Here is a 436-nt window from a genome sequence, read left to right as displayed (position 1 = left end):
CTTGCAGGTTATTGGTTGCCAGCGCGTTAGCGGGAGACATCCCCGCCGCCATCAATGCCGGAATGGTGAGTAACCCACCGCCACCGGCAATCGAGTCGATAAATCCCGCCAGCATGGCGACAAAAAAGAGAACTCCCAGCAACAGCGGGGAAACCATAAACAGGCTATTAAACGTTTCCATTAGATCACGTGCTCATCCAGTAGCGCCTGGCAGGAAGGCGGCAACGGAGGCGGTGTCTTCTTCTCAGGCTTAGAGGTTCCAGGCTTCGCCGGTTCAAACCAGCTTTGCAATTCATAACCACAGCCATCGCCAGGCGGTGGAAGCGGCTGATCTTCACATTCCAGACTGTTCGCCGGGCAGCGCAGACGAACGTGCATATGTGCACGGTGCTGGAACCACGGACGCACTTTACGCAGCCAGTCGCGATCCGTTCCG

1 protein-coding gene and 1 pseudogene are annotated in these 436 nt (G+C 56.9%); both read right to left on the bottom strand.

Annotated features, from left to right (window positions below; genetic code table 11):
- A pseudogene (locus tag H0X90_RS35395) lies at positions 1-181 on the bottom strand (hypothetical protein); the annotation flags it as partial.
- A partial coding sequence (locus H0X90_RS35390; RefSeq protein ID WP_196438444.1) for a penicillin-insensitive murein endopeptidase occupies positions 181-436 on the bottom strand: 256 nt, incomplete at its 5' end. The pseudogene H0X90_RS35395 and the gene H0X90_RS35390, both read right to left, overlap by 1 nt.

Origin of the sequence: Burkholderia sp. 9775_39, from assembly GCF_015712225.1 — a bacterium.
In the GTDB taxonomy this organism is placed as follows: domain Bacteria; phylum Pseudomonadota; class Gammaproteobacteria; order Burkholderiales; family Burkholderiaceae; genus Burkholderia; species Burkholderia cenocepacia.
The sequence above is the reverse complement of the archived record's forward strand: the minus strand, read 5'-3'. Positions and strand labels throughout refer to the sequence as shown.